This is a genomic window from Pontivivens marinum (assembly GCF_900231835.1).
Taxonomy (GTDB): domain Bacteria; phylum Pseudomonadota; class Alphaproteobacteria; order Rhodobacterales; family Rhodobacteraceae; genus Pontivivens; species Pontivivens marinum.
Map to the genome: position 1 here is coordinate 25,258 of NZ_OCTN01000010.1, position 19,069 is coordinate 44,326.

General features: G+C 59.0%; 17 protein-coding genes. 11 read left to right on the top strand and 6 right to left on the bottom strand.

Annotated elements, in window-relative coordinates; all coding sequences use genetic code 11:
- Positions 1-67: 67 nt before the first annotated feature.
- The 7 genes from folE to CR254_RS16035 all read left to right on the top strand — a co-directional run bounded on the left by folE (position 68) and on the right by CR254_RS16035 (position 9,579).
- The gene (gene folE, locus CR254_RS16005) at positions 68-691 is read left to right on the top strand and encodes a GTP cyclohydrolase I FolE (protein WP_097931787.1); all 624 of its coding nucleotides are present in this window, start codon (positions 68-70) and stop codon (positions 689-691) included.
- Positions 692-780: 89 nt separating this feature from the next.
- Positions 781-2,232 carry a TrkH family potassium uptake protein gene (locus CR254_RS16010; protein ID WP_097931789.1) on the top strand — a complete coding sequence of 484 codons (1,452 nt, stop codon included), beginning with the start codon at positions 781-783 and terminating at the stop codon, positions 2,230-2,232.
- Positions 2,233-2,324: 92 nt separating this feature from the next.
- A complete protein-coding gene (locus CR254_RS16015) occupies positions 2,325-3,260 on the top strand; it encodes a glycine--tRNA ligase subunit alpha (protein WP_097931791.1) in 936 nt (311 codons plus the stop codon).
- Positions 3,257-3,700 (top strand): DUF6446 family protein, encoded by a 444-nt coding sequence (locus tag CR254_RS16020; protein ID WP_097931793.1) that lies wholly within the window; start codon positions 3,257-3,259, stop codon positions 3,698-3,700. The genes CR254_RS16015 and CR254_RS16020 overlap by 4 nt, the downstream gene beginning before the upstream one ends.
- Positions 3,700-5,991 carry a glycine--tRNA ligase subunit beta gene (gene glyS, locus CR254_RS16025; RefSeq protein WP_097931794.1) on the top strand — a complete coding sequence of 764 codons (2,292 nt, stop codon included), beginning with the start codon at positions 3,700-3,702 and terminating at the stop codon, positions 5,989-5,991. The genes CR254_RS16020 and glyS overlap by 1 nt, the downstream gene beginning before the upstream one ends.
- A gap of 58 nt (positions 5,992-6,049) precedes the next feature.
- Positions 6,050-8,692 carry a pyruvate, phosphate dikinase gene (gene ppdK, locus CR254_RS16030; RefSeq protein WP_097931795.1) on the top strand — a complete coding sequence of 881 codons (2,643 nt, stop codon included), beginning with the start codon at positions 6,050-6,052 and terminating at the stop codon, positions 8,690-8,692.
- Positions 8,693-8,823: 131 nt separating this feature from the next.
- Complete coding sequence (locus CR254_RS16035) at positions 8,824-9,579, top strand: cell wall hydrolase (RefSeq protein ID WP_245851703.1); 756 nt, start codon at positions 8,824-8,826, stop codon at positions 9,577-9,579.
- Here CR254_RS16035 and CR254_RS16040 read toward each other — a convergent pair.
- The 3 genes from CR254_RS16040 to CR254_RS18095 form a co-directional block, all read right to left on the bottom strand.
- Positions 9,576-11,324 carry an ABC transporter ATP-binding protein gene (locus CR254_RS16040; protein WP_097931797.1) on the bottom strand — a complete coding sequence of 583 codons (1,749 nt, stop codon included), beginning with the start codon at positions 11,322-11,324 and terminating at the stop codon, positions 9,576-9,578. The two genes, CR254_RS16035 and CR254_RS16040, sit on opposite strands and share 4 nt — an antisense overlap.
- 66 nt (positions 11,325-11,390) lie before the next feature.
- Complete coding sequence (gene guaA / locus CR254_RS16045) at positions 11,391-12,953, bottom strand: glutamine-hydrolyzing GMP synthase (RefSeq protein ID WP_097931799.1); 1,563 nt, start codon at positions 12,951-12,953, stop codon at positions 11,391-11,393.
- A gap of 68 nt (positions 12,954-13,021) precedes the next feature.
- The gene (locus CR254_RS18095; RefSeq protein ID WP_180956040.1) at positions 13,022-13,189 is read right to left on the bottom strand and encodes a hypothetical protein; all 168 of its coding nucleotides are present in this window, start codon (positions 13,187-13,189) and stop codon (positions 13,022-13,024) included.
- A 186-nt stretch (positions 13,190-13,375) separates the two neighbouring features.
- On the opposite strand from CR254_RS18095, the gene CR254_RS16050 reads away from it, so the two are divergent.
- The 3 genes from CR254_RS16050 to tpiA all read left to right on the top strand — a co-directional run bounded on the left by CR254_RS16050 (position 13,376) and on the right by tpiA (position 15,209).
- A complete protein-coding gene (locus CR254_RS16050; protein ID WP_097931801.1) occupies positions 13,376-13,726 on the top strand; it encodes a HesB/IscA family protein in 351 nt (116 codons plus the stop codon).
- Between the two features lie 90 nt (positions 13,727-13,816).
- Positions 13,817-14,395, top strand: a complete 579-nt coding sequence (locus CR254_RS16055) for an OmpA family protein (protein WP_097931802.1) — start codon at positions 13,817-13,819, stop codon at positions 14,393-14,395.
- Between the two features lie 79 nt (positions 14,396-14,474).
- The gene (gene tpiA / locus CR254_RS16060; RefSeq protein ID WP_180956043.1) at positions 14,475-15,209 is read left to right on the top strand and encodes a triose-phosphate isomerase; all 735 of its coding nucleotides are present in this window, start codon (positions 14,475-14,477) and stop codon (positions 15,207-15,209) included.
- 3 nt (positions 15,210-15,212) lie between these two features.
- Here the strand turns inward: tpiA and CR254_RS16065 are convergent, their stop codons facing one another.
- On the bottom strand, positions 15,213-15,671 hold the full coding sequence (locus CR254_RS16065; RefSeq protein ID WP_097931806.1) for a helix-hairpin-helix domain-containing protein: 459 nt from the start codon (positions 15,669-15,671) through the stop codon (positions 15,213-15,215).
- Between the two features lie 72 nt (positions 15,672-15,743).
- Complete coding sequence (locus tag CR254_RS16070) at positions 15,744-16,586, bottom strand: DUF6456 domain-containing protein (protein ID WP_245851705.1); 843 nt, start codon at positions 16,584-16,586, stop codon at positions 15,744-15,746.
- Positions 16,587-17,069: 483 nt separating this feature from the next.
- On the opposite strand from CR254_RS16070, the gene CR254_RS16075 reads away from it, so the two are divergent.
- The gene (locus CR254_RS16075) at positions 17,070-17,294 is read left to right on the top strand and encodes a DUF6477 family protein (protein WP_097931808.1); all 225 of its coding nucleotides are present in this window, start codon (positions 17,070-17,072) and stop codon (positions 17,292-17,294) included.
- A gap of 9 nt (positions 17,295-17,303) precedes the next feature.
- On the opposite strand, the gene CR254_RS16080 is transcribed toward CR254_RS16075, so the two are convergent.
- Positions 17,304-18,860 (bottom strand): trimethylamine methyltransferase family protein, encoded by a 1,557-nt coding sequence (locus tag CR254_RS16080; RefSeq protein ID WP_425440293.1) that lies wholly within the window; start codon positions 18,858-18,860, stop codon positions 17,304-17,306.
- Positions 18,861-19,069 lie beyond the last annotated feature (209 nt).

The window sequence follows — 19,069 nt, forward strand, 5'->3', positions numbered from 1 at the left end:
GGATCAGGTGATCCACCGCGACGCGGTAGCCGTAAGAATAGCAAACACTTGATTCAGGGTAACCGCCATGAATGCGCACGACAGCAAGATTGAAAATGCATCCCCCCAGCGCCCCACGCGTGAGGAAGCAGAGGAAGCCGTGCGCACTCTGCTGCGTTGGGCCGGTGATGATCCCGCGCGTGAGGGGCTTCTGGAAACCCCGAAACGTGTGACCAAGGCCTATGGCGACTGGTTCCGTGGCTATAGCGAGGACCCCACGGAAATGTTGCAGCGGACCTTTGAGGAGGTCGAGGGCTATGATGAGATGGTCGTGCTGCGCGACATCCGGTTCGAGTCCTATTGCGAGCACCACATGGCCCCGATCATCGGTAAGGCGCATGTCGGCTACATTCCCAATGGCCGCGTGGTTGGCATCTCGAAACTCGCCCGCGTGGTTGATGCCTTTGCCAAGCGGTTGCAGGTTCAGGAAAAAATGAACGCCCAGATCGCGCAGGCGTTGATGACAACACTGGAACCGCAGGGCGTTGCAGTCGTGTTGGAGGGTGAGCATCACTGCATGTCCACACGCGGTGTGCACAAACCCGGTGTCAGCATGGTGACCTCAACAATGTTTGGTGTGTTCCGCGATGATCCGGCAACGCGCAAGGAATTTCTATCCGTGATTGGCAATCCCACCAACCGGATGGGCTAGATGCGCAGGCAGGGCGTGGGGGCAACACCTTTGCGCCACGTGATGCGCCGCGCTTGACACTATGACGCACTGCGGCGAAGGCTCGCTGCATGATATCGTTTCGCCCAATCGGATATGTGGTCGGTATGCTGATGCTTGCGCTTGCAGCATCAATGCTGCTGCCGTTGCTGATCGATCTGATTGACAACAATACGGCTGATGCGGCGGCCTTCGGGATTTCGGCGCTGATTACGGGATTGAGTGGCGGATTGCTGTTCCTCGGCTGCTCGGACGGTCGATCGTTGGGCTTGACGATCCGCCAGACATTCCTGCTGACCGTTGCGTGCTGGCTGATGCTGCCGATCTTTGGCGCGCTGCCATTCTGGATTGGCCCAGATGCCATCAGCTATACCGATGCGTTTTTCGAGGCGATGAGCGGCCTGACAACCACCGGTGCGACGATCTATCCCGATTTGGATATTCTCAGCCGTGGCGTGCATTTGTGGCGCGCGTTGATGCAATGGATGGGCGGCGTTGGCGTGATCGTTTTTGCACTGGCCTTCCTGCCGATGCTAAAGGTCGGGGGCATGCAGCTGTTCCGGTCCGAGGCATTTGATACCTTTGGTAAAATCCTGCCCCGCGCGGCGGAAATTGCAGGCTCGATTTCCTCGATCTACCTAACGCTGACACTGGTTTGCGCGATCATCTATGGTTGGGCCGGAATGGATTTGTTCGAGGCTGTGGTCCACGCCATGACCACGGTTAGCACGGGCGGTTTCGCCAGTGAAAACGCATCCTTCGGTGCCTTTGGCGCGCCAGCGGAATATATCGCCACGGTCTTTATGATTTTGGCAAGTCTGCCCTTCGTTCGCTACGTGCAACTGGTCGCCGGATCGCCCGCGCCATTGTTGCGCGACAGCCAAATCCGCAGCTTTCTGTTGGTTTTGGCCAGCGCGGTCCTGTTGCTGACGGCGTGGCAGGTTTTTGCAAATGGCCAAACGGGTGAGCTTGCATTTCGCAAGGCGCTGTTTAACGCCACTTCGATCATGACTGGAACGGGATATGCCAGCGCCGATTACAGCGCATGGGGCAGCTTTTCTGTCACTGTGTTTTTCCTGATCGGTTTGGTCGGTGGATGCGCTGGCTCTACCTGCTGCTCGGTTAAGATTTTCCGCTATCAACTGCTGTTCTCGGCATTGGTGACGCAGATCAAGCAGTTGCACCATCCCGCCGGCGTTTTCCGTCCGCGATATGAGGGGCGCGCAGTTGAGGAGGACGTGATTTCCTCCGTCATGGCATTCTTCGTGATGTTCGTTCTGTCGCTATCCGGGTTCACGGCCATCTTGGGCCTGATGGGCCTTGATACTGTTACCGCGCTCAGCGGGGCGGCAACGGCGCTGGCCAATGTCGGTCCCGGTCTGGGGCCGGAGATCGGGCCTGCCTCCACCTTTGCTGGTCTGCCCGATCAGGCGAAATGGGTCCTGGCCACGGCGATGCTGGTCGGGCGGCTGGAGCTGCTCAGCGTTTATGTCCTGTTTACGGCGGCCTTCTGGCGCGGGTGATCTAGGTGGAGTGCCGCATTGACCCCCCATTTGCACAAAGGCATAAGGGCGAGGATTTTCAGCGGAGCCCAGCCCTTGATGGAGCCCACCCCATGACCGCACACCTTGCGACCGACCGTCCCCGTTCGTTTCAGGAGATTATCCTGCGACTACAGTCCTATTGGGCTGGGAAAGGCTGCGCGATCATGCAGCCCTATGACATGGAGGTCGGGGCGGGCACATTCCATCCGGCAACGACCCTACGCTCGCTGGGTTCGAACCACTGGGCTGCGGCCTATGTGCAGCCCTCGCGCCGCCCGACGGATGGCCGATATGGCGAAAACCCCAACCGGTTGCAGCATTACTACCAGTATCAGGTGCTGATTAAGCCTAGTCCGCCGAACTTGCAGGATCTGTATCTCGGCTCGCTGCGCGCCATCGGGATTGATATGGACCTGCACGACATCCGCTTTGTTGAGGATGACTGGGAAAGCCCGACCTTGGGTGCATGGGGCCTGGGCTGGGAGGTTTGGTGCGACGGCATGGAGGTCTCGCAGTTCACCTATTTTCAACAGGTCGGCGGCCATGATTGCAAACCTGTTTCGGGTGAGCTGACCTACGGCCTTGAACGTCTGGCGATGTATGTGCTCGGCGTCGATCACGTGATGGACATGCCGTATAATGACCCCGATGCGATGATACCGCTCAGCTATGGCGACGTGTTCAAACAGACCGAGCAGGAATATTCCCGCTGGAACTTTGACATCGCTGATACCGACGTGCTGCTGCGCCATTTTGAGGAGGCGGAGGCAGAATGCGCCCGTATCCTTGATGCCGCAGACGATGATCCCAAAACCGGTCAGCGTATCGTCATGGCGCATCCCGCCTATGACCAGTGCATCAAGGCCAGCCACATCTTTAACCTGCTCGACGCACGGGGCGTGATTTCCGTGACCGAACGGCAGGCCTATATCGGACGGGTTCGTACCTTGGCCAAGGCATGCGCAGACGCATTCGTACGCACAACAGCGGGCGGGTTTGCAGCATGAACGGCAAATGGCTCGTCGGGATTTCCGGCGTCGCAATCGCGGCGCTAGGGATCGGCATGTATTACGCGCAGGTCTACGCCTATTACGAGGAAACGCAGGCCGATAGCGTTCAGGTTGCTGGCGTGACGGTTCCCGTTGCCGATTGGCAGGGCATCGACGCGAATACCTCGCCCAACAAATTACGCGCCTGCTTCACCGTTGATCCGCAGGCCTTTGCGGATGTGGCGCTGGCTTCTGATCCGCAGCCCCTGCTGGCACCGGATTGGTTCGATTGCTTTGATGGGCGCACAATCGGCGCTGACCTCGAATCCGGAGCGGCCGTTGCCTATCTGGCCGAGGATGAGACCGATGCCGGTGCCGAAGATTACGAAATTCTCCGCATGATTGCCGTCTACCCCGACGGCCGCGCCTATATGTGGCGCCACTACAGGGAAAGCTGATGTCTGACCTATTGATTGAGCTGTTCTCCGAAGAGATCCCCGCACGTATGCAGGCCAAGGCCGCTGACGACCTGCGCCGCCTGATGACGGATGGCATGGTTGAGGCTGGCCTGACCTATGCCGGTGCCGCCGCATTTGCCACGCCGCGCCGGTTGACGTTGGCTGTTGAGGGGTTGACCACCGAAAGCCCGACCTTGCGTGAGGAACGTAAGGGCCCCCGCACCGACGCCCCTGAAAAGGCGCTGGCCGGTTTCCTGCGCTCCACCGGTTTGACCAAGGAGCAGCTGGAGGTCCGCGACGACAAAAAGGGCCAAGTCTACTTTGCCGTCGTTGAAAAGCCGGGCCGCGCCGCTGCGGATATCGTGGCGGAGGTGCTGGAAAAGGCGATCCGCACCTTCCCATGGCCGAAATCCATGCGTTGGGGCACGGGCACGCTACGTTGGGTGCGTCCGTTGCACTCCATTTTGGCGATCTTGTCGGATGAGGAGGGCGCGCAAGTCGTCCCCCTCGACGTAGATGGCATCGCATCCGGCGACACCACACACGGCCATCGCTTCATGGCGCCCGATGTGATCAAGGTGACGTCCTTCGAGGATTACGCGGCCAAGCTGAAACGCGCCTTTGTGATACTCGACCCACAGGAACGCGCAGACCTGATCCATGCGGAGGCTACGAACATGGCCTTCGCGCAGGGGCTTGAGATCGTTGAGGATAAGGGGTTGCTGGCCGAGGTTGCAGGCCTCGTCGAATGGCCTGTCCCCCTGATGGGCCCGATTGGTGAGCAATTTCTGGAGCTACCGCCCGAGGTGCTGCAAACCTCGATGAAGGAGCATCAGAAGTTCTTCTCGGTCCGTGATCCGGCCACCGGAAAGATCGTGAAATACGTCACCGTCGCCAACCGCCAAACGACGGATAACGGCGCGACGATCCTTGCCGGTAACAGCAAGGTTCTGACGGCTCGCCTGTCCGACGCCAAATTCTTCTGGGAAAACGATCTGCAAACCGTGCGTGAGCGTGGATTGGAGGGCATGGCCGCCCCGCTGGCCAACGTGACCTTCCACAACAAGCTGGGCTCGCAGGCGGAGCGGATTGAGCGCATCGCCGCACTTGCTCGCGAAATCGCGCCGCTGGTCGGTGCCGATGCGGATATGGCGGAGCAGGCAGCGAAAATCGCCAAGGCTGATCTGTCCTCGGAAATGGTTTACGAATTCCCCGAGCTTCAGGGCTTGATGGGCCGCTACTACGCCGAGGCCGCTGGCCTGCCGCAGCCCGTCGCGAACGCCGCGCAACTGCACTACTCCCCACTGGGGCCAAGCGATGATGTGCCAACCGAACCCGTTTCTGTGGCTGTGGCATTGGCGGATAAGCTGGACACGCTGACCGGATTCTGGGCGATTGATGAAAAGCCAACAGGATCGAAAGACCCCTATGCGCTGCGGCGTGCGGCGTTGGGAGTTATTCGCTTGGTGTTGGGTAGTGAAGTTCGAACTGATCTTTCCGAAGTTCTCCTGACCCATGGCAGAGAAATTTTGGCGATTAAGTCAAAGTTAGATTCGGCATACGAAGCCGAAGTAATAGCTGGAGCCGCTCAAGAAAAGCTCTTAGAGGCGCAAACTGAAGTATTAGCAACAGCCTCCGGTGCAAACAAGGAGAAACTCAAGCAGATTGCCGTTAATCTCAGCGCGCAATATAATGATGCACAGCAGAACCACAGTTTACTGCTAAATAAAGCAAATGAGGCATCTCAGAGCGCGTGTTGTATTCCACCGCTGTTATTGGAGTTTTTCGCCGACCGCCTAAAGGTTCACCTGCGCGGTGAGGGCATTCGCCACGACGTGATCGATGCCGCTTTGCCTGAAAACTGGGATGGCGACATTGTTCTACTGGTCAACCGCGTGCGTGCGCTGCAATCCTTCCTCGATACCGAGGACGGGGCCAACCTGCTCGCCGCCTATACCCGCGCGTCGAACATCGTAAAGGCAGAGGAGGGCAAGGATGGCGTCGAATATTCGCTCGATCCGAATCCTGATCTGGCCGAAAATGACAGCGAAAAGGCCCTGTTTGCGGCGCTCGATGCTGCTGATCCACAAATCGACGCCGCGCTAAAGGCCGAGGATTTCGCCGCAGCCATGGGCGCAATCGCTGCCCTGCGCAGTTCCCTCGATACCTATTTCGAAGCGACGCTGATCAATTCCGAAAACCAGATCATCCGCCGCAACCGTTTGTGCCTGCTGAATCGCATTCGCAACCTGTTCGCACGGATCGCTGACTTCGCGAAACTTGACGGCTGATCCCTACCAGTTGCGATGTAGGCTTTTCCTGCATCGCAACTGGGCATAGTGTCCGAGGATGGATATTTCCGACGACCACATCCGCCTACATGACGTCCCGCAGGACTGCATCCTCGCCGCCGCCCGTTGGGGCGCGCGCGGCGCACGTTTGGCGCAGCTTGCCGCATTGGGCCTGCCGGTTCCGCGCGGATTGTTACTGTCAACAGAACTGACCGCACGCATCGCAGAGGATGGCGCAGCAACGCATCTGGTTGGCGATTTGTCCGACGTGTTTGCTTCGCTTGGCGATGCCGTCCTGCTGTCCCTGCGCGCCTCACCGCCCAAGGCGGAATGGGGCGGGCCGGAGGCTCTGCTGAATATCGGCATCACAGATGATCGGCTACCCGCACTTGAGGCACGGGTTGGTCGCCCCGGCGCGCTGGAGCTATATTTCCGCCTGATCGAGGGCTACGCCACGATGGTTGAGGGGCTAGACCCCGAAGATTTCGAAAACCTCATGGCTGATCAGGTCAAATACTGGTCCGTCGCGTCCGAGGGGGAGTTGCCCGAGGAATCCCGCGAAACCCTCGTTGATCAGGCCAAGGCATTGTATCTGGATGAGGTGGGCGAACCCTTCCCGCAGAACCCTGCCGCTCAGTTGAGCGCAGCTGTTGATGCAATGGCTCGCGGCTGGAACGGTATCAGCGCGCGCATCCTGCGGGAAAGCCACGGCGCGCCAACCGATGCCGGTTTGGCGCTGATTGTGCAGCGTATGGCGCTGGGAATCGGGCAGGGCGTTTGTGGTGCCGGCGTGGTGCATTTGGTGGATGAACGCACCGGAACACCCGCCGTTTCAGGTCGTTTTTTGCCGCAAGCTCAGGGCTATGACGCGCTGATGGGTATGCGCACTCCGCATCTGATTACCCGCGAAACCCGCGAGGCCGCGCGTCAATCCGCGCCCTCGCTGGAGGAGCTGGCCCCTGAGGCCCTGACCGATCTAAAGGCGCATAGCGCGACGGTTGCGGCGGGGCTTGGCGATCTTCACGGCTTTGAATTCACGCTAGAGGGCGGGGATCTGTGGCTGCTAGATGCCTTGCTCAGCCCGCGTTCGGCCCGAGGTGCCGTGCGCATCGCGACGGATCTGGCCCGAAATGGAGCGATTACGCGGGATGCGGCTCTGCTGCGGATTGAGCCGCGCACCCTGATCGAACATTTGCACCCGCAGATCGATTCCCGTGCCCCCCGCGATGTCTTTGGCTCCGGCTTGCCCGCCAGCCCCGGTGCTGCGACGGGCCGGATCGTGTTTTCACCTGAGGAGGCGATGCAGGCCGAGGCGCAGGGCGATAACGCCGTGCTTGTGCGTATGGAAACCAGCCCCGAGGATATTCGCGGTATGCACTCCGCCTGTGCGGTGCTGACGGTGCGCGGCGGCATGACCAGCCACGCGGCGGTTATCGCGCGCGGTTTGGGTCTGCCCTGTGTTGTTGGTGCGGGCGATCTGCGCCTTGATCTGCGCAACCGTTTGGTGATCAGCCATGACGGCCGCAGTTTTGCCGAGGGTTCGCTGATCACCATCGACGGTACGCGGGGCGAGGTACTGGCCGGTGCCCCCGAAATGATTCAGCCGGAACTGGATGGTGCGTTTTCTACATTGATGAGCTGGGCTGACCAAGCGCGGGAAATGGGCGTCCGCGCCAATGCCGATACGCCACAGGATGCCCGCGTTGCACGTGGGTTCAAGGTGGATGGAATCGGCTTGTGCCGAACCGAGCATATGTTCTTTCACGAGGACCGCATCACCTCCATGCGTGAGATGATTTTGGCTGATACGGTCGAGGATCGTCGCCGCGCCTTGGCCACTTTGCTGCCGATGCAACGTGATGATTTTGTTGAGCTGTTCGATATTATGCGTGGCCTGCCAGTTTGTATCCGGTTGCTTGATCCACCTCTGCATGAATTCCTACCGCATAGCCGCGAGGAAATGCATGATCTGGCCGAGGCGATGGATATTCCGGTCTCACAGGTGACGGAACGGGCCAAGGCATTGGCCGAATTCAACCCAATGTTGGGCAAGCGTGGCGTTCGTTTGGGCGTCACGATGCCCGAAATTTACGAAATGCAGGCCCGCGCTATTTTCGAGGCGGCGGCGATCGTAAACACGCGCAATCTGGAACAGATCGTGCCAGAGATCATGATCCCGCTGGTATCTGCCAAGCGTGAGGTGGAACTGGTGCGCACCAAGGTTGAGGCGGTCGCCGCGCAGGTCATGACGGAACGTGAGCTGACGTTAACGTATAAGTTGGGCATCATGGTTGAGACACCCCGCGCAGCGCTGCGGGCAGGGGACTTGGCCGCTGATTCGGCCTTCTTCTCGTTTGGCACCAATGATTTGACGCAAATGACCTACGGGCTCAGCCGCGATGATGCGGGCCGCTTTATGCGCGACTATGTCAATCAGGGTGTCTTTACCGAAGACCCTTTCCACTCGCTGGATATCGAGGGAGTCGGAGAACTTTTGCTAATTGCTGCCAGAAGGGGCCGTGAGGCCGATCCGGACCTTGTGCTTAGCTTGTGTGGAGAGCATGGTGGAGATCCGGGCTCGATTCATTTCTGCAAACTCGCAGGCTTCGATTACGTGTCTTGTTCACCCTTTCGCGCGCCGATTGCGCGGCTTGCAGCAGCACAGGCGACATTGTTGTCGCGGCAGCCCGGTCAAAAGTGACCAGCGGCTATGCACCCGTTTGCCTGCGCTAGGGTGGACTTTTTTGAAATTAGTCGTATTACAGGCGAAAGTTGCTGCCAGATGAAATCGGGCGGCGGCAGGTTTCTAGGTAATATCCGGAAAATATGCTCATGTCCGCTGTACGTTTTGTGAAGAATGCGCTGGTCGCAGGTGGTTTCTTGGTCGCTATGGCGGTCCCTGCATTCGCCCAGAATCAGATCGAGGAACAGATCAACCGGCAGATTGCGCAGATGCTCACGCAGGAACGCACGGTTTTAAGCGCAGCCACCGCCGACCGCCTGCGCGAATTGGGTGGGGCAGGCGATGCACGTATCAGCATATCCTCGCAAAATGGCGCGACCTTTGGCGCTGATGGTCGTGGTGAGCTGGTGTTGGACATGCAGGACGACGCAAACGGATTTGCGGAGCGGCGTGTGACGGTTGTGCAGCCGCTGGACCGCAGAACCATAGACTCGATGCCTGTTGCATCTGGCGGCGCGGAATGGGAATGCCTCGCCACAGCGCTGTATTTCGAGGCGCGCGGAGAAACCACAGCGGGTCAGATCGCCGTGGCTGAAGTTATCCTGAACCGCGTGGATCATTCACGCTATCCCAACACGGTTTGCCGCGTTGTCTCGCAGGGGGCATCGCGCCTGAATGCTTGTCAGTTCTCGTTCATGTGCGATGGCCGTGCCGAAGTGATGAGCGAGCATAGCGCGTGGGAGCGTATGGGCAAAATCGCCCGCCTGATGATTGATGGCCGTCCACGTATGCTGACTGCCGGTGCAACGCATTACCACGCAATCTCGGTCAACCCGGGCTGGGCGTCGCGGTTGGAGCGGACAGCCTGGATTGACGATCACAAATTCTACCGCTTCCCCAGTTAATCGTCGGCTCGATACTGGGTGTCGTGCAGGTGGCGGTACAGAGCGCCCGATGCCATCAATGCGTCATGATTGCCGCTTTCGACCAGCCGTCCCTCGCTGAGCACGTGGATCACATCCGCATCACGAATTGTGCTGAGGCGATGGGCGATCACAATCACGGTACGATTTTCCATCAGCCGCTCGATAGCCTCAAGCACCTTACGCTCTGACATCGTGTCCAAGGCGGCTGTCGGCTCATCCAATAGCAGGATCGGAGCGTCCTTCAGCATGGCACGTGCGATCGAGATCCGCTGCCTCTGGCCACCACTCAACCGGCCGCCGCCCTCACCCACACGGGTCTCATAGCCGTGCTCCTGCCGCATGATGAAGTCATGGGCATTGGCCGCGCGGGCCGCATCCTCAACCTGCTGATCCGTCGCACCCGGGCGCCCCATGCGAATATTCCCCGCAATGGTGGTGTCAAACAGGAACGCATCCTGCCCGACCAGCGCGATATTCCGGCGCAGGCTGTCGGTTGTGATCCCGCTAAGGTCCTGCCCGTCAATTTCCAGCACACCCTGCCGCGCCTGATGCAGCCGAGAGATCAGCGACAGAACTGTTGATTTGCCACCGCCAGACGGCCCAACCAGTGCAGTTACCTTGCGCGCAGGGAATGCCAGGGAAAGGTCGTGCAAAATGGTCTGGTCGCCATATGCAAACTCAACATGCTGCAAGGAAATCGCCCCCTCGCGCACTTCGAGCTTCCTACCGTCAACACGCTCACTCTGCGCAGGTGGGGTGTCCAGAATGTCATAGACCATCTGGGCGCCGACCATGTGCTTTTGGTAATCGACGTTGAATTTCCCCAACCGCTTCGCGGGTTCGTAAACCAACATAAATGCGGTGATGAAGGAAAAAAGTGATCCGGCATCCAAATTTCCCGCCGCGATTTGCGTACCGCCGTAGAGAATAATAGCCGCAAAGGCGATGCCGCCCAGCATGTCCATGATCGGGGAGGTCATGTTGCTAAGCCGCGCAATCTTGTTGTTCAGCTTGCGAACACGCTCAACCACCGTGGCCATATCATCGGCCAGCAATCCCTCAACTCTGAATGATTTGATGACGCGCGCGCCCAGCACGACCTCCTTAACCAAACCGATCAGGCGCCCGACGGAGCTAAACTCATCACGCGCAACCGTCGTCATCCGGCGCATAACCGTGACAATCATAATAATCGCGGGGGGGGCCACAAATAGCGCGATGAAGGCCATTAGCGGGTCTTGGTAAAACATCACACCGATTAGTGCGGCGAGCGTCAGCAGGTCGCGTCCTGCCGATTGCACCAGCATTTGGATGGCCAGGCGCACGCTGTTAACGCCGGTTTGAAACCGGACGACCAGATCGCCAATATCCTGTTGATCCACCCAGCTTAGGGATTGGGCCTGTGTGCGGTCAAACATGCGCAATTGCATGCTGGCCACAATCTTGTTCCCGATGCGAGCCAGCACGATCACCGCGGCATAGGATGTCAGGCCGCGCGTCACGAAAATTGCGACAACGCCCACCGCGACGGACCAAACCTGCGCGGGGCTAGGATCAACGAAAACATTGTTGATCACATCCTCCATCACATAGGCGACAAGGCCCGTCATGATGGAGGACAGCGCGAGGAGCACAAAGCCAAGAGTGTAGCCGACCCAATACTTTCGGGCATTTTCGCCCAATAGCCGTCGGGTCAGCGCCCATGTTGGGACATTGTTCTGCATCGCGCGCACTTTCTCAGAGGTCGTTACACTTCAGATGGGAGTAGCGCAGGCATTATCCAGCCTAGATCACTCCCACTCAATGGTGCCCGGAGGTTTGGATGTAATGTCATAGGTCACACGGTTAATGCCGGGAACCTCGTTGATGATCCGCGTCGCCGTTTCGCCGAGGAATTCATGGCTGAACGGATAGTAATCCGCCGTCATGCCATCAACACTGGTCACCGCACGCAGCGCACAGGCAAAATCATAGGTCCGACCGTCACCCATCACACCAACGGTGCGCACAGGCAGGATCGCGACAAAGGCTTGCCAGATTTCATCATACAGATCGTGTTTGCGGATTTGGTCAATATAGACCGCATCTGCCTCACGCAGGATGTCGAGTTTCTGGCGCGTAATCTCACCGGGGCAGCGAATTGCAAGACCGGGCCCGGGGAAGGGGTGGCGACCGATAAAGCTGGCAGGCAGACCCAGTTCACGGCCTAGTGCGCGGACTTCATCCTTGAACAGCTCACGTAGCGGCTCAACCAGTTTCAAGCCCATCTTTTCAGGCAGACCGCCAACATTATGGTGCGATTTGATTGTAACGCTTGGCCCACCGGAGAAGCTGACGCTCTCAATCACGTCAGGATACAATGTGCCTTGCGCCAAGAATTTCGCGCCGCCAACATCCGCCGCGTGCTTCTGGAACACGTCGATGAACAGCTTGCCGATGATTTTGCGCTTTGTCTCGGGGTCTGAAACGCCGTCCAGCTCACCCAGGAACAGCTCCTGCTCATCCGCGTGGATCAGGGGCATGTGGTAATGGTCGCGGAACATCTTAACGACTTCTTCCGCCTCACCCTTGCGCAGCAGGCCATGATCGACGAACACGCAGGTCAGTTGGTCACCAATCGCCTCATGAATTAGGACCGCTGCAACGGAGCTATCAACACCGCCGGACAGGCCGCAAATTACCTTGGCGTCACCGACTTGCTCACGAATGGCGGCAATCGCTTGCTCACGATAGGCGCCCATCGTCCAGTCGCCCTCAAACCCGGCAAGCTTAACGAAGTTTTCGTATAGCGTCGCGCCGTTGGGGGTGTGGTGAACCTCGGGGTGGAATTGCACTGCATAGAACTGACGATCCAGATCGGCGGTGATTGCGAACGGCGCGTTGGGCGAGGTGCCATAGACCTTAAAGCCGGGGGCGATGTGCGAAACGTGATCGCCATGGCTCATCCAGACTTGCTCACGCGTGTCCAGGAACCAACCGGTCAGCAGGTCGATACGCTCCTCGGTCGGGGTCACATAGGCCCGCCCGAATTCGGCGGTGCCGTGACCGCGCAGAACTTCTCCGCCCAGTTCGTGCATCATCACCTGCTGGCCGTAGCAGATCCCGAGGATCGGCACGCCGAGGGTAAACACGCTCTGCGGTGGACGCGGCGATTCGGTGTCAATCACGCTGGCCGGCCCCCCGGAGAGGATCACGGCCTTTGGCGCGAACTCAGCCAAAAAGGCGTCAGTCACGTTCTGGAACGGATGGATTTCACAATAGACGTTCAGCTCCCGCAGGCGGCGCGCAATTAGCTGCGTAACCTGAGAACCGAAGTCGATGATAAGAAGGCGGTCATGCGCGATATCTGTCATGGGCATCCGATAAGGTGCGCGGCGGATTCGGGCAAGTCCGCGTTGCGTGCCAGATCAGTATAATCGCATCAAATCGGCTGAACCTGTGCGCGTGCCATCCGCGTGGACACCCACAATCCCATTCCGACGCAGCCTGACAGGAATGGCAGACCGAAAATCAGGGGGGAAACGGCCAGAATAAACAAACCCACTAACGTGTAGCAAAGGAACATCATTGTTGCTGCGATCGCCATCATTTTTCCGACTCCCTGATATGCTACCGAATATCCCATGCGCGCTGTCATATTTCGGTGCCAAACGTCACCAAAACGTAAATATTTGAAAGGGATAGCGTTAATGGCTGACTCTCGCCCCTCGGCAAGGGGTTGAGGATGTGCTCTCAGCACCTTATCTTTCTGCTCAGGTATTAAAGGAGCTCTCCCATGTTCGCCATTCCCGGCAAGCAGGCCGTCACTATGACGGATCGTGCGGCATCGCAGATTCGCAAGCTGATGCAAAAGGGTGAAACGAAGGGCCTGCGCGTCGGCGTCAAAAAGGGCGGCTGCGCGGGCATGGAATACACCATGAACTATGTGGATCAGGTCGATCCGATGGATGAGGTCGTCGAACAAGACGGCGCATGCGTCATGATCGCCCCGATGGCGCAGATGTTCCTGTTCGGCACAGAGATCGATTATACAACGTCGCTGCTCGAATCCGGCTTTGAATTCAAAAACCCGAATGTGACCGAGGCATGCGGCTGCGGCGAATCCATTAAATTCGCAGGCATGTAACATCCGTTCACGCATCGCGGCGCGGTTGTCATTTCAGTCCTGCGCGCCGCGACCATAGCGTTTCCACCAATCTGATTGGAGGAAAACACTATGAACCGACCCCTGCTACGCCACGCTACAGCAGCTCTGTTTGCGACAGCTTTGATTGCGATGTCTCCTGCCACCTATGCGCAGGAAGTGGCACCTGCGTACGTTGTGCTGCCTGAGGCAGATGAGACCGCAATTGTAGCAGCGCCTGATGAGGCCGAGGCCACCCCCACACTCGCCGAAATCGCAGCCACAGATGAGAATTTAGCCGTGCGTGAGGGGCAGGGCGAGGAGCCCGACAGCATGGTCATGCTGTCCGACGTGTTGTTCCCGTTTGGCGAATCCACTCTGCGGGCCGAGGCGATCGAGACTTTACGCGGTGTGGCCACCGAACTAACCGCCGCGGGTCCGCTCACGCTTGAGGGGCACACTGACGATATCGGTGATGAGGATTTCAACATTGCTTTGGGTGAACGGCGCGCCATTGCCGTGCGCGATTGGCTCGTGAGCGAGGGCGGGTTGGATGCCGAGCAGATAACCGTTGTGGGGATCGGTGAGGCTGATCCGCTGCATGCGACAGATGGCGCTGACAATTCAGCGGCACGTGCACTGAATCGCAGGGTCGAATTTGTGATGAACTGACAGCAGAGGGTGCGAAACGGGTTGGGGTGCGCTATGGCTTGACCAATCATCCCAACCGAAGGACCACTCGATGTCGCTGATCCGCCCACTCGTCGCTGGAAACTGGAAGATGAACGGCCTGCGCGCCGCCTTAACTGAGGTTGAGGCGTTGACTGCCGCCCATCCCGCCCCCGCCTGCGATGTACTGCTTTGCCCCCCCGCCACGCTGATCGGCGCCATGGTTGCCGCAGCGGCGGGTGGTCCCGTTTCTGTTGGGGGGCAGGATTGCCATGCCGCGCAATCAGGTGCGCATACCGGCGACACCTCTGCTGAAATGATCGCGGATGCAGGCGGAACCGCTGTGATCGTTGGCCATTCCGAGCGTCGCGCCGATCATGGCGAAGACGACGCAACCGTTAAGGCCAAGGCCGAGGCCGCCCTGCGCGCAAATCTCGTTGCGGTTGTTTGCGTGGGTGAGACGGAGGCGGAGCGTGACGCAGGCCGCACGCTTGACGTGGTGCTGGGCCAGCTTGCCGGTTCCATGCCGCAGGGCGCGACAGCCGCAAATACCGTCATCGCATATGAGCCGGTTTGGGCTATCGGCACCGGTCGCGTGCCGGAAATCGCAGATATTACCGAGGTACATGACGCGCTGCGCAAGGCCGTGTCCGATCGCCTAGGCGACGGTGCGTCGATGCGCTTGCTTTATGGTGGCTCGGTCAAGCCATCCAATGCGGCCGAGATTTTTGCTGTTGAGAACGTCAACGGCGGTCTGGTCGGCGGCGCTTCGCTAAAGGCCGCCGACTTTGGTGGTATCATCGCCGCGGCGGGCTGATCCTTACTCAGGCGCGCCCATCAAGGCGCGCGCCTGACCAACCCAATCATCACGAACCGGACGGTCACGGAATGCGCTGAGCTTCTCGGACAGGTCCAGAATATTCGCTTCAGTCATTTCGGCCAACTGGGCAAAGGTGGTCAGGCCCATCGCATTGAGTTCTGCGGCCATTTTCGGGCCAACACCCTTGAGCGCGGTAAGGTCATCCATCGCTGCCGCTTCGATGGCTTGCGCCTCCTCCTCGGCCTCTTCTAGATCCTCATCATGCATGTCGCCCTCAGTCAGGACAACGGAGCTGGCCATCGCAGGGGTGCCAGCGGCCTTTGGCATCGTCTCTTTGAAAAGGCTGGAGAATCGCCATTCGACACCGAAGATCGGTGCGGCGGGGGACATACTCACCCAGTAATCGATTACGGTCTCACCCTTTTGCGGGGCGAGCAGGGACGGGAGGGACTGCATCATTGTTACGCTACCTTCTGGAAATGCTGCACCGCAACAATACGGCATTTTTTGTTGCGGTGCAATCTTTCCGTTTTAGGCGGCGTGTGGCCCGTTCCGGCTCAACCCGTAATGTTGCGCCAACCGGCCAAGTGCGATCTTGAGGACCACCTTGCCGGATCGCGCTGACCAACCCATGCGGCGTTCAGCGGTTTCCATCCCCTCCAGAAAGCAGCAGCAGCGCATCGTGATGTCAGCCAAGCCTGGCCCCAGCGCGCTAAAGGCATCCGTTACGCGATTTCGCGCGTCCTGTGGTCCCGCCATTTGATCTGTCCCGCCAGCGCCGCCACCGTCATGCATGGTCAGGAACCGGTCCCAGTTCTGCCCGACGCGCGGTCCCATTTGCGCGCGCTCGAACTCCTCACGCAGGCGCTCACCGGCCTCCAGCTCGGCTGAATTGAGGAATGGTTTTCCATCGACACCTTTGCGCCGTGCCAACAGGGCAAGCGGGCTTTCAGCCAAGTTCACACGCAGGCGGCGGGTCGAGCCGTCCTCCTCGGTGATAACCCGCTCACCGCTGACCTGCTGCGGGCGTGCCTCCACCTCCGTCTGTTCCTCACGGGCGCGCTTGCGGGCGATATCACCCTCCAACAATTGCGACAACGCGGTGCGGCCGGGTGCGGTGATGGCATAGCGCATGATTTTGCCGCGACCTGCGGGGGCTATCCAGTCGCGCAGGCGGAATGCCTCAACAACGGTGACGGGGCATGTTGCGATGCGCGTGGTTTGTGTGCCCGATTTGCGGAACACTACGGCCATATCCATGCCGCCGCTAAGGGCGAGGAAAGCACCGGTTTCGCTCAATCGACGCAGGATGCGGCGTGCCTCACGCTCGATTTGCGATGTGGTCAGCGGGGTGGCGAGTGCGTTGGTCGTCATATCTAGGATCTCCTCAAACGGAAGATCGCTCACGTGGTCCCTAGCGGGTAATTTGCAAGCAGCACGGTCGAGGCAGCGGTCGAGGATTGGATCCTCGCGCAGCTGTTCAACACGCCGCATAGCGCGGGAGAGTGAGGACGCATGGCGTCCGGTTTCGCGCGCCATCCTGCGCAGCGACACCGATAGGCCGATATGCGCGAGGTAGCCGAGGTAATGTGCAGACGGGCAACCCGGAAATCGGGCGCACGTATTTGCGTCGGCTGCAATGGCAAGGGAAGATGTGAACAAGGGTCTTACCGTTTTGAAATGTGGAAGGTGATGAAAGTAACTGTCTAAAAAATCGGTAATTCATGGTTAACCTGCGAATCTTTCCAAAGTGTTAAGATCACATGCCCTGCGCGCGCAGATATACTGTTGCACGCAACACCCCCTATTTGAACGTGATGATGTCGGCATTGAAGCATTTTGCCGAAGGTTCATTTTATGGAAAATATTCAACAGCCAGTACTGCGCCGCCCCCGTTCCCTGATCGCCACGGCGATGCGTGTCGCAATCGCGACCAAGGGGCATGCGAGCGACCTCGCACGGTTGACTGAGCGTGAGCAGATAATGGATCACGCACGCCGCGTGGGCGATGCAGCCTATTCGCCGCTCGCCCACGTTACTACTTTGGCGCGCCTAATGGCGGCCCGTCGTGCGTTGGTTTAACCTATCGGATTAACCGAATGCGTCAGGCTCGCTTGCCTTACGTCGTTCAATATAATCGCGCAGCCCATCTGCGATCCCCTGATCGATGGGCGGCGCGACATATTCATCCAGCATCCGCTTGACCCGCGCGGAGGCGAGCGCCTGACTGTCCGGTGCACCTGCATCCGACCATGTTTCAAACGGGCGGTAATCCAGGACATCGGACCGCCAGAAGGCGTCCTTGAAATTGGCCTGCGTGTGGGCGCAGCCTAGATAGTGCCCACCCGGCCCAACCTCACGAATGGCATCCATCGCCTGACCGTTCTCGCTGACATCAATGCCGGATGCGACGGAGTGCAGGATGCCCAACTGGTCTGCATCCAGAACGAACTTTTCGAAGCTGGACACCAATCCCCCCTCAAGCCATCCGCACGAATGCAGCATAAAGTTTACACCGCCCAGCAGCGCCGCGTTCAGCGTGTTCGCCGTCTCATATGCCGCCTGCGCGTCGGGCAGTTTCGATCCGCACAATCCTCCACCGGACCGGAAGGGCAGGCTCATCCGCCGTGCCAGCTGACCCGCGCCCCACAGGATTTTGGACGCTTCGGGTGTGCCAAATGTCGGCGCGCCGGAGTTCATGTCTATCGAGGTCACAAACGCGCCAAAGATCACCGGCGCACCGGGGCGAACCAGTTGCGAATAGGCGATGCCCGCCATTGCCTCGGCCAGAACCTGTGTCAGCGTTCCTGCAACCGAAACCGGCGCCATTGCACCACCAACGATAAAGGGTGAGATGATGCAGGCCTGCATGTTCGCGGCATAAATCTCCAACGCGCCCATCATCGTGCTGTCAAATGTCAGCGGAGAGTTCACATTGATCAGCGACGTCATATGCGGCGCCTGCGTGGCCTTTTCGCCGAACAGGATCTTGCACATTTCAACCGAATCCTGCGCGCGGATTGGCTCGGTCACACTGCCCATGAAGGGTTTGTCGGACAGCGTCATATGCGCCTCCAACATGTCGAGGTGACGCTTGTTCACCGCAATATCTGTCGGTTCGCAAACCGTACCGCCGGAGTGGTGCAGCCATTTGGACATATAGCCCAGCTTCACGAATTTGCGGAAATCCTCCATGGTCGCATACCGGCGGCCCCCCTCAGCATCGCGTACAAAGGGAGGGCCATAGACCGGCGCCAGAACCAGCGACTTGCCACCGATCTCAACATCGCGTTCAGGGTTGCGGGCGTGCTGTGTGAATTTCGCTGGGGCCGTTGCGCATAGCTTGCGCGCCAAACCACGGGGGATATGAACCCGCTCACCCTTAACCTCGGCACCGGCCTCGCGCCAGCGATCCAGCGCGGCAGGGTTATCGACAAAGGCAACGCCGACTTCCTCAAGGATTGTGTCGGCATTATATTCGATGATCTCGATCGCCTCAGCCGTCAAAATCTCGAAATTGGGGATGTTGCGCTCGATAAAACGGGCGGCCTCTATCTTGGGCGCTGTACGCTCCGCCCGTCGGGCCGCGCCGCCGCCGCCACGTCGTCCTGCACGCCGTCCACCCTGAACTTCCGCCATATCAGTCATATCTGCCCCCGAGAGTCCGGTGTTGCTGTTTACGCCTAGTTTACTGTGGCTTGCCAGAACTCCGCCCAGAAATGCGCCTCTCCGCATGTCGGATGCGACATGGCGGCGATTACCTTGCTGTTTTCGACGTGTCGCACGCAGGTTTTGCAAAATGGCGAGGCCAAAACGCATTAGGGCGGGATGCAAAACATCCCGCCCCAGCGTCATAA

Bases quoted from the DNA above. Each gene is read 5' to 3' on its own strand.
- folE (WP_097931787.1), top strand. From the start codon at position 68: ATGAATGCGCACGACAGCAAGATTGAAAATGCATCCCCCCAGCGCCCC.
- CR254_RS16010 (WP_097931789.1), top strand. From the start codon at position 781: ATGATATCGTTTCGCCCAATCGGATATGTGGTCGGTATGCTGATGCTT.
- CR254_RS16015 (WP_097931791.1), top strand. From the start codon at position 2,325: ATGACCGCACACCTTGCGACCGACCGTCCCCGTTCGTTTCAGGAGATT.
- CR254_RS16020 (WP_097931793.1), top strand. From the start codon at position 3,257: ATGAACGGCAAATGGCTCGTCGGGATTTCCGGCGTCGCAATCGCGGCG.
- glyS (WP_097931794.1), top strand. From the start codon at position 3,700: ATGTCTGACCTATTGATTGAGCTGTTCTCCGAAGAGATCCCCGCACGT.
- ppdK (WP_097931795.1), top strand. From the start codon at position 6,050: ATGGATATTTCCGACGACCACATCCGCCTACATGACGTCCCGCAGGAC.
- CR254_RS16035 (WP_245851703.1), top strand. From the start codon at position 8,824: ATGTCCGCTGTACGTTTTGTGAAGAATGCGCTGGTCGCAGGTGGTTTC.
- CR254_RS16040 (WP_097931797.1), bottom strand. From the start codon at position 11,324: ATGCAGAACAATGTCCCAACATGGGCGCTGACCCGACGGCTATTGGGC.
- guaA (WP_097931799.1), bottom strand. From the start codon at position 12,953: ATGACAGATATCGCGCATGACCGCCTTCTTATCATCGACTTCGGTTCT.
- CR254_RS18095 (WP_180956040.1), bottom strand. From the start codon at position 13,189: ATGATGGCGATCGCAGCAACAATGATGTTCCTTTGCTACACGTTAGTG.
- CR254_RS16050 (WP_097931801.1), top strand. From the start codon at position 13,376: ATGTTCGCCATTCCCGGCAAGCAGGCCGTCACTATGACGGATCGTGCG.
- CR254_RS16055 (WP_097931802.1), top strand. From the start codon at position 13,817: ATGAACCGACCCCTGCTACGCCACGCTACAGCAGCTCTGTTTGCGACA.
- CR254_RS16065 (WP_097931806.1), bottom strand. From the start codon at position 15,671: ATGATGCAGTCCCTCCCGTCCCTGCTCGCCCCGCAAAAGGGTGAGACC.
- CR254_RS16070 (WP_245851705.1), bottom strand. From the start codon at position 16,586: ATGACGACCAACGCACTCGCCACCCCGCTGACCACATCGCAAATCGAG.
- CR254_RS16075 (WP_097931808.1), top strand. From the start codon at position 17,070: ATGGAAAATATTCAACAGCCAGTACTGCGCCGCCCCCGTTCCCTGATC.
- CR254_RS16080 (WP_425440293.1), bottom strand. From the start codon at position 18,860: ATGACTGATATGGCGGAAGTTCAGGGTGGACGGCGTGCAGGACGACGT.